Annotated in this window: 5 protein-coding genes; 4 read left to right on the forward strand and 1 reads right to left on the reverse strand. The window is 63.4% G+C overall.

The features are described from left to right. Positions 1–145 precede the first annotated feature (145 nt). The gene (locus QZ213_RS20155) at positions 146–1,012 is read right to left on the reverse strand and encodes a VOC family protein (protein ID WP_291687856.1); all 867 of its coding nucleotides are present in this window, start codon (positions 1,010–1,012) and stop codon (positions 146–148) included. Positions 1,013–2,021: 1,009 nt separating this feature from the next. On the opposite strand from QZ213_RS20155, the gene QZ213_RS20160 reads away from it, so the two are divergent. From QZ213_RS20160 to QZ213_RS20175, 4 genes are all read left to right on the forward strand, one after another. Then, entirely contained in the window at positions 2,022–4,283 is a 2,262-nt protein-coding gene (locus QZ213_RS20160) for a TOMM precursor leader peptide-binding protein (protein ID WP_291687857.1), read from the forward strand. Between the two features lie 11 nt (positions 4,284–4,294). Next, positions 4,295–5,767, forward strand: a complete 1,473-nt coding sequence (locus tag QZ213_RS20165) for a SagB family peptide dehydrogenase (protein ID WP_291687858.1) — start codon at positions 4,295–4,297, stop codon at positions 5,765–5,767. After that, entirely contained in the window at positions 5,727–7,742 is a 2,016-nt protein-coding gene (locus QZ213_RS20170; protein ID WP_291687859.1) for a hypothetical protein, read from the forward strand. The genes QZ213_RS20165 and QZ213_RS20170 overlap by 41 nt, the downstream gene beginning before the upstream one ends. Positions 7,743–7,880: 138 nt before the next feature. Continuing rightward, complete coding sequence (locus tag QZ213_RS20175) at positions 7,881–8,273, forward strand: translational machinery protein (protein WP_291687860.1); 393 nt, start codon at positions 7,881–7,883, stop codon at positions 8,271–8,273. Positions 8,274–8,442: the final 169 nt, after the last annotated feature.

Raw genomic sequence — 8,442 nt, forward strand, 5'->3', positions numbered from 1 at the left:
CGTGTGATCCGCTCTTTTGCGATCGCGAATGCGATGGCGCCGTCGCGCAGCAGGCAGGCGCTCACGTCATGGTCGTAGGTATTGAGGCCGAGAACGTAGATGTGTTGCTTGGGCATCGGCACTCCCGGGCAAGGACGATCGTCCCCTACCCTTTCGGCTTGGTGGTCAATCTGCCTCGCGATGAAATCCCGCTCCACTCGGTGGACCAGCCGACTTCCGATGCAGGATCTTTCGCGATCGCATCCCGGCTGCGCTTTCCCTGCAGCGCGAAGATCGCGCCCTGCGGGTCTACGCATCGGGCGATCCAGCTGCCCTCGGGCACCACAAACGGCCCCTCGAAGACCTGACCGCCGCCGCGTTTCACGCGCTCCGCGGCCGCGTCGATATCGTCGACATTGAAGTAGTAAAGCCAGTATGGAATCGGCTCGACCGGACGTTTGGTGAACATGCCGCCAATCGTCTTTCCGGCCGCCGAGAACAGCTGATACGCGTCCACCGGACCGCTTTCGGCCTCCGCCTTCTGCCAGCCGAACAGCCCGGCGTAGAACGCAAACGCCTTCGTCCAGTCGGCGGCGAGCAACTCATGCCAGCCAACGCGTCCCGGCGCGTCCAGCTCGGCAGGCTGCGGTGGAGCGAACTCAAAACCCTGGACCAGCGCAAATGTTGCCGTTTGCGGATCGGCAACGACCGAAATGCGGCCGATATTGCTGTCGGTCGGCGGGACATAGACGGCTCCGCCAGCACACTTGATCCGGTCCGAGGCCACGTCCACGTCGTCGACGCCGACGTACCCCATCCAGCGCGGCGTCGCGCCCATGCGCCTTGCCTCCTCCGGCAGTTCCATGAGCCCGCTTGCCGGGACATTCCCAGCGGTGAACAGGGTGTATACCAGGTCCGATGTCGACGCGTCTTTCGCTCCCCAACCGACGACGCCGGCGTAGAAGGCCCGCGCGGCAGCGACGTCCGTCGTCATCAGCTCATACCAGGCGAAAAGTCCGGGACGACGGACCATGTCGGTTACTCCGTTCAAGCCAGCAGTCAATCGCAGCGCAGCATTGAGCCGGGTCTGCTGTCATTTGCAAGGACGGACGCGTCCTTTCGTTCAGGAGGAGGATTTGCGTTCTTGATTGATTTGAAGGACGCGCAACGGAACGTGGCCCAAACCTGCGCGTCTTCCTGGCCTGCGCGCTGAATTGTCTGTGGCGCGCGGATGTCGGGATTCGACGTGCGGTGCGGCAGCCGTTGACGAAGGTTTCGTTCATCAACATGAAGGAGATTCGACACCCCACATCGTCACATCAACGTGTGTAACGCTGTCTTGCGTGGCGCATCTCCAAAGCGTAAAAGCCAAATGCGGGACTCTAAACATCGCCTATAAGGTATGGAGGAAGCAAGTATGCCACGGGTGAAACAAGCTTCAAGGCGCAAGCGTGGAACGAAAACCGTACCGGTGTTAGGGGCCGCCGGATTGACTTTTTCACTGGTGGGAGGTGCATCCGCAGCGGTCGCTCCCAACCAGGATCAGCCGCGCATGCCGAACCTTGCACCGGGTCACCAGGTCATGCTCGGTGAAGAGGAAATCTCCGACGTCAGCCTGGCGACGTTCTATGTGTTCGACAGGGAAAACAGTGAAGCGGCCAAGAGCGGCGTACAGGTAGCCTGGCGCGGCTGCGGTGGCTGCAGAGGATGCCGCGGCTGCAGAGGCTGCCGGGGTTGCCGATGCGGCGGAGGCTGTGGAGGCTGCTGTCTGTCGTGGGGCGCTTGCCGCATCTGCTAGACGAGACTGCTTTCCGATTACGTTGACAAACGCAGGTCATCATGGCCGGGTCCGACACGATCGACCCGGCCAATCCATGTATGCCGTATCCGCGGCCGCGCCGGCCTGCAGATGACGGCGGGACGGGTTTCCCGTATTGTCGACATTTGCCAGCACGTGAGCTGGACGAGGGAATTGCAGTGGTCGAAGAATATCCCTTGCGCCGGCGAACCGCAGTAAACGGCAAGGTGCGCGTGCTAATCCCATGACAGGCAATCGCAAGACGGCCTCTGCGCGGCAGGCCAGCAAAGACATTCCGCAGTTCGCGCCGAATTTCACCGTCTATGTGCTGCCGCCCGACGTCGTTTGCCTCTATTCCGAGGACCGGAAGTTTTTTCTTCACGGCGAACTCTATTGCGCGCTCGCGTCTGCGATCGCAAAGAGCGGCAAGAGCTTTCGGGAACTCATTCGCGAACTCGAGCCGAAGTTTCCGTCGGACAAAATCGAGGAAGCCCTCAAGCGGTTGATGGAGCGCCGCTACATCGTCGCGGCATCGCCCGCTTCCGCCAGCCCCATGGCCGGCTACTGGGCGAGCCTCGGCCTGCCGCCCGGAACGGCTGAGAAAAATCTCGGCGATTGCCGGGTCCGCGTTCAATCGATCGACGTGCAGGGCGAAACCGAACTCACCGACGCACTGAGCGAACTCGGCGTGCGCATCGTCAAGCGCTCCCCCGACCTGACGGTCACGCTGGTGAGCGATTATTTGGAACGACGGCTGGGCGAATTGAACCAGCAGCATGTGTCGGAAGGATCGCGCTGGCTGTTGGTGCAGCCCTCCGGCGCTTTTCCGCTGGTGGGCCCGGTGTTCACCCCGGGCGAAGGCGCCTGCTGGACCTGCCTTTTCGATCGCATGATCCGGAATCGGGAGGTCAAGGGATTTCTCGACCGCGGGCCGGCGCGTGCTGTCGCCGTTTCACCGCTTGCTCGCAACACGCTCGGACAAAGCGCAATCCAGCTCGCTGCGCTCGAAATCGCCAAGGCGATCGCTACCGGGTTTCGCACCGAGTTGAACGATCACATCATCAGTCACGATTTGTTGGGCGCGAGTATCGTGAAGCATTACGTGGCGACCCGCCCGCAATGCCCGACCTGCGGCCGCAAGAAGCTGCGGGACCCGCGCCGCGCGCCGGTACCGATCGAGCTCGGCGCCGGCGCCAAGCTGATCATGACCAGCGGGGGATACCGGACCGTCTCGTCGCGGGCCACCGTGGCCCGCTTCCGGAAGCACGTGAGCGCCCTCACCGGCGTGGTCACGCGGCTAGAGCGCATCGAAGCCGATCTGCCGATGAACACCAACTTCTATGCCGCGCACAATTTTTCGGCCCCCGCCCAGAATGTCGATGAACTCAGGACGGGACTGACCGGCGGCAGCTTCGGCAAGGGCTCTACCGCTGAACAGGGTGAAGCCAGCGCGCTGATGGAGGCGATCGAGCGCTATTCCGGAATTTTCCAGGGCGACGAAATCAGGGTGACACGGCGCTTCACGGATTTCGCGCCGGGCGATGCCATTCTGCCCAACGACGTCCTGTTGTTCAGCGAGGCACAATCCGGCCCGCAACCCACGGAGGCCGACGGCTCCAGCGAGTCGCGAATGGTCCCGGCTTCATTCGATCGATCGGCCAGGATCGAGTGGTCGCCGGTCTGGTCTCTGCGCGACGAACGCTTCAAATATCTTCCGACCAGCCTGCTGTATTTTTTCTACAGCGGCCCTGCAGCATTCCATGCGGACTCCAACGGTTGCGCCGCCGGCAACACGCTCGAGGAAGCCATCGTCCAGGGATTCCTCGAATTGGTGGAGCGGGATTCATACGCAATCTGGTGGTACAATCGGCTGCAGCGGTCGGAAGTGGACTTGAGCCAGTTCGATGATTCCTACGTTCGCGATCTGCAAACCCAGTTGGCCGAAACCGGACGAAAGCTTTGGGTGCTCGACGTCACCAGCGATCTCGGCGTTCCTACCTATGTGGCGATCCTGCACTGGATGCAGAACGGCCAGGAGAATATCGAGTTCGGCTCCGGCGCGCATTTCGACAAGCGCATCGCCTTGCTGCGCGCACTGACGGAGCTGAACCAGTTCCTGTCCATCGGTCTGATGGGTGGCGGAACCGGCGAGAAATCGAGCCTCGACGGCTACACGCCATTGCGCCTGAGCGAGCATCCCTTTTTGACCCCGGGCGGCAAGCCGATCCAGCTCGGCGCCGGGGCGAATCTTGTTCCGCGCCACAATACGCGCGAGCAGGTCGACGCCTGCGTCGATATCGCCAGAGGAGCGGGCCTCGATTTCCTCGTCCTCAACCAGACCCGGCCCGACATCGAGGTCCCGGTCGTCAGGGTGATCGTTCCGGGGCTGCGGCATTTCTACCTGCGTTTCGCTCCGGGCCGGCTGTATGATGTGCCGGTCAAGCTCGGATTGCTGGATCGACCGCTGCCGGAAAGCGAACTTACGCCGTTCCTTCCGCACACCTGAGGGGGATCGGCTTGCGCGCTCCCGGGAAAAGGAAACTTCGGCGAACCGCGCCAGCGACGATTTCCGCCCGGCTGAGCGATCACATCCGTCTCGAAACCCAGGCGGACGGCAACATCCTCGCCTGCTTCGACGACCATTCGCTTCCCCTCGGAAAACTCAGCGTCGACGCGGCGAAGCGCGCGCGGGAGCTGCCAACCGGTCTGCCGCTGGCTGGGTTTGCGCAGCAGGACCGTGCCGTCGACAAGGAAGTCGATCTCCTGGTGCGGCGATTGGCGCAGCGCGGCCTGCTGGAATTTCGCCTCGGGCACGAGCGCGGCGGAGCCGACTGCGTCGTCATCGAACCGCAGCTTCCGGATTATTGGCCGCAAATGCCAAAACTCGGCGCGGCCGAAACCGTCGTGCTGTCGCGGTTTGCCTATTTGCGACGGCGCGGCAACGAAATGGTGCTGGAATCGCCGCGCGCCGGGGCGTTGTTCAGGATTGGCGACCCTGACATCGCGTCCGCCCTCGCCACGCTCGCCACCCCGCAAAAGATCAGCCGGCTGCGGCAGCAGAAAGGTTTCCCCGGCACGGAGCTGCTCGCGCTGCTGGTCGATTGCCAGATCCTTTTCAAGATCGACGCCGGAAGCCAGCATGGCCTACGCCTGGCCGAGGGCGACGACGACCTCGTACTGTGGGACTTCCACGATCTTCTGTTCCACACCCGTTCCACGGAGGGCCGACAAGCCAATCCGCTCGGGGGACTTTATCCATATGCGGGCCTGATCCCGCCGCCACCGGCGGTGCGGCCGCGCTGGCCGGGCAAGAAAATCGATCTGCGCCAGCTTTCGGACGTGCCGCCCGGGACGCTCTCGCCGTTCGCCAGGCTCCTGTGTGAGCGTCATTCGACGCGCGATTTCGACGACCGGCAACCGATCACGCTCGCCGAGCTTGCGCGATTCCTGGACAGCACGGCGCGGATCCGCTCGAAGTGGAAAAGCAAGGCCGACCTCGGCGACGACGGTCCCGTGGTCGAATACGCCGCGAGGCCGTATCCGGCCGGAGGCGGTGCTTACGAGCTCGAGCTCTATCTGGCGGTTGCCAATTGCGAGGGACTTGCGCGCGGCTTCTACCATTACGATGCCGACCGGCACGCGCTGGTGCCGATCCCCGTGCGCGCGCCGGCATTCGACGCGCTACTGGCGGGCGCCGAATTTGCCATGGGCGCTCCCGCCGCGCCCCAGATCCTGATCACCGTCGCCGCGCGCTTTGGCCGGGTTTCGTGGAAGTACAGCTCGGTCGCCTATTCACTGATCCTGAAGGATGTCGGCGTATTGCTGCAGACGCTCTATTTGATGGCGACCGATATGGGGCTCGGCGGATGCGCGATCGGGACCAATAATATCGATCTGTTCGAGAAGATGACCGGGCTCGAATTCCACGTCGAGGGCCCGGTCGGTCAGTTTGCGCTCGGCCGCGGCGGCAAGCCGGAAGCCTCCGGTTAGCGGCCGGACCGGCCCGGCGCCCCATCGGAGCCGATTTCGAGCCTGCAGCACCAGTTTCAGCTCCGAATTGGCAATTATTGTAATCGACTTAAACCTTTCGAAAACCCCTCGGAGTACCTCAGTACGAAACCGAGGAATTGCCATGGGGAACCATTCCGCTGCGGTAACCGGCATGCCGGCGGCAACGCGCGGTACTGCAGACCCGAAAATCGTGATCCTGATCCTGTGGGCCACAGTCACCTACGTATTGGGCGGGCCGGGCATCGGGAGCGGCGCGTCGGACGCCATGTCGACCGACGACGCCATGCGGCTGGTCGAAGTGAGGGACCTGATCGCCGGACAGGGCTGGTTCGACCTGACGCAGTACCGCCTCGATCCACCTGGCTTGCCGATGCACTGGTCGCGCGTGATCGATGCCCCGCTGGCAGCCATGATCCTGATGCTGCGACCGCTCGTGGGCATGAAAGGCGCGGAGGCAGCCACCCTGGTCCTGTGGCCCACGCTGCTGTTCGGCGCAACGCTGATTGCGGTAGCGGCAACGGCAAGGCGAATAAGCGATGACGCGAACCGGGACGCGGTGCAATTGGCCGCGATTGTGCTCGCGGCGCTGTCGATCCCCGCCCTCGTTCATTTTCGCGCCGGCGCCATCGATCACCATAATTTCCAGATCATGCTGCTGCTCGCTTTTCTGTTTCTGACATTGGGGATCGAACGCCACTCGATCAACGCGGCTCTTGCCGGAGTCACTGCCAGCTTGTCGCTGGCTGTTGGATTGGAAATGGTCCCCGCGATCGCCGCGACCTGCGTCGCGGTGCTCGGCCTCTTGCTCTGGCGCGGCAGCGTCGTATCTCGGCCAACCTGCGTCTTCGGTGCGGCGCTGACGGCTTCGTCCCTGCTTCTCGCCGCGCTGCTGCTACCCCCGCATTCGCTGGGTGCACCCGTATGCGACGCCTTCGGAGGGCCATTTCTGCTGCTGTCAGCCGGCGGCGGGGTAAGTCTGATGATCGTCGCGGGCGTCGCGTGGTGGCGGCCTGCGACAGGTGCGCGCGTTGCCGCGGCGGCGGCAACGGGACTGATCCTGTTCGCGGTGTTCTTCAAATTGTTTTCGGGATGCCTGGCGCCGCCGTTCGCGGGCATCGATCCGCTGGTGACCTCGATCTGGGTCGACCACGTCGCGGAGTCCATGTCGTTTCAAACCCTGCTGCTCCTCGAACCGCAAAAGCTGCCCGGTTTCTACGGATTTCCGCTGCTGACCTTGGTCCTGACCGGCGCAGCCGTTTTCCGTGCACGCCCTGCCTTTCGATTTCGCCTGATCGCCGCCGCCGTTACGCTGGCCGCGCTGACTGGAATAAGCTTCTGGCTGATGCGCGGCGCGGCCGCGGCCAACATGCTGGCGGCGCCGCTTTTTCCGGTCAGTCTGGCAACCCTGTGGCCCGCACGCGTGCAGGGACGGAAACTGCTGTTTCTGGCCCTGCTCGCCTCCCCGGCGAGCTTCGCGGCCAGCGGCCTCGCAGCCCGACCCGTGATCGACGCGATCCTCAAGCCGCAATGGACGATCGCGGAGCGGGACGCAGTGTCGTCCTGCCTGACCGTTTCCAGCGTAGCGCCGCTTGCGGCGCTCCCCCCTGGCCGGGTGATGGCGCCGATCGATCTCGGTCCAGCCATCCTTGCAGCGACGGGGCATTCGATCTTCGCAGCCCCCTACCACCGCAACAATGACGGCAATCTCGCGATGTTGCACGTCATGCTGGCCGCGCCTCCCCAAGCGCGGCAAATCCTGGCTGACCGCGGGGTTGACTACGTCGTCCTGTGCCGCGGCAACATGGAACAGGTCGAGTTGAGCAATCTGGCTCCCGATGGCCTCGCCGCCCGCCTTCACCGCGGCCAGACACCGGATTTCCTGCAACCGATCGATCACCTCGATCCCAGTGGCAAACTGGCGGTGTGGCGCGTATCGCGGGAAACACCGCCGTAAACGCTGAATGTTCCCTCACCGACGCGCGTGGTTGACCCACATCAATCGGCCGATATGTCTTTGCGGTAGCAAGATGCTGCGCCACGTCGACGCGCAGACAAGCCAACGTCACTGACCGCCGCCCGAGGGGATACCGACATGCCGACCCATTTCCACGCGATCGTCTGGATCGACCATACACAGGCCAAGGTCTTCCACATCGGCCTGAGCGGCGACGACGAAGTTACCCTGCATCCACATTTGCCTACGCGGCACATTCACCACAAGGCCAATTCGATCGGCAGCGGCCATGCCGGGTTCGACAAGGAATTCTTCGCGCAGGTGATGAACGCGGTCAGCGACGCCGGGGAAATCCTGATCATCGGCCCGGCCAATGCGAAGACCGAACTTGCCAAATACCTCCGCGAACAGCACCCGAAGATCGGCGAGCGCATCGTTGCCGTGGAGGCCGCCGACCATCCCAGCGACCGCGAGATCGTGGCTCACGCCAAGCAGCATTTCAAGATAGCAGCCCTGCGGCGGCAGGCCTGACCGGGCCGGATTCAAAGGGCGAGCGCGCCGCCAGGGCATCGCGTTCGCGATTGATCCAGCTCAAAGACGCGGATTTGGAATCGGTCTTCTGTCAAGCATGCGGATGTTCCCTTCCCCGGATTCAACCGCTTTAGCCTTTCGGATGCTCTTGGGTCTCCCGGGAGCATCC

Source organism: Bradyrhizobium sp. (assembly GCF_017881085.1).
Taxonomy (GTDB): Bacteria; Pseudomonadota; Alphaproteobacteria; order Rhizobiales; family Xanthobacteraceae; genus Bradyrhizobium.

Excerpts from the sequence above, each read along its gene's own strand:
- QZ213_RS20155 (WP_291687856.1), bottom strand. The coding sequence starts at position 1,012 with ATGGTCCGTCGTCCCGGACTTTTCGCCTGGTATGAGCTGATGACGACG.
- QZ213_RS20160 (WP_291687857.1), top strand. The coding sequence starts at position 2,022 with ATGACAGGCAATCGCAAGACGGCCTCTGCGCGGCAGGCCAGCAAAGAC.
- QZ213_RS20175 (WP_291687860.1), top strand. The coding sequence starts at position 7,881 with ATGCCGACCCATTTCCACGCGATCGTCTGGATCGACCATACACAGGCC.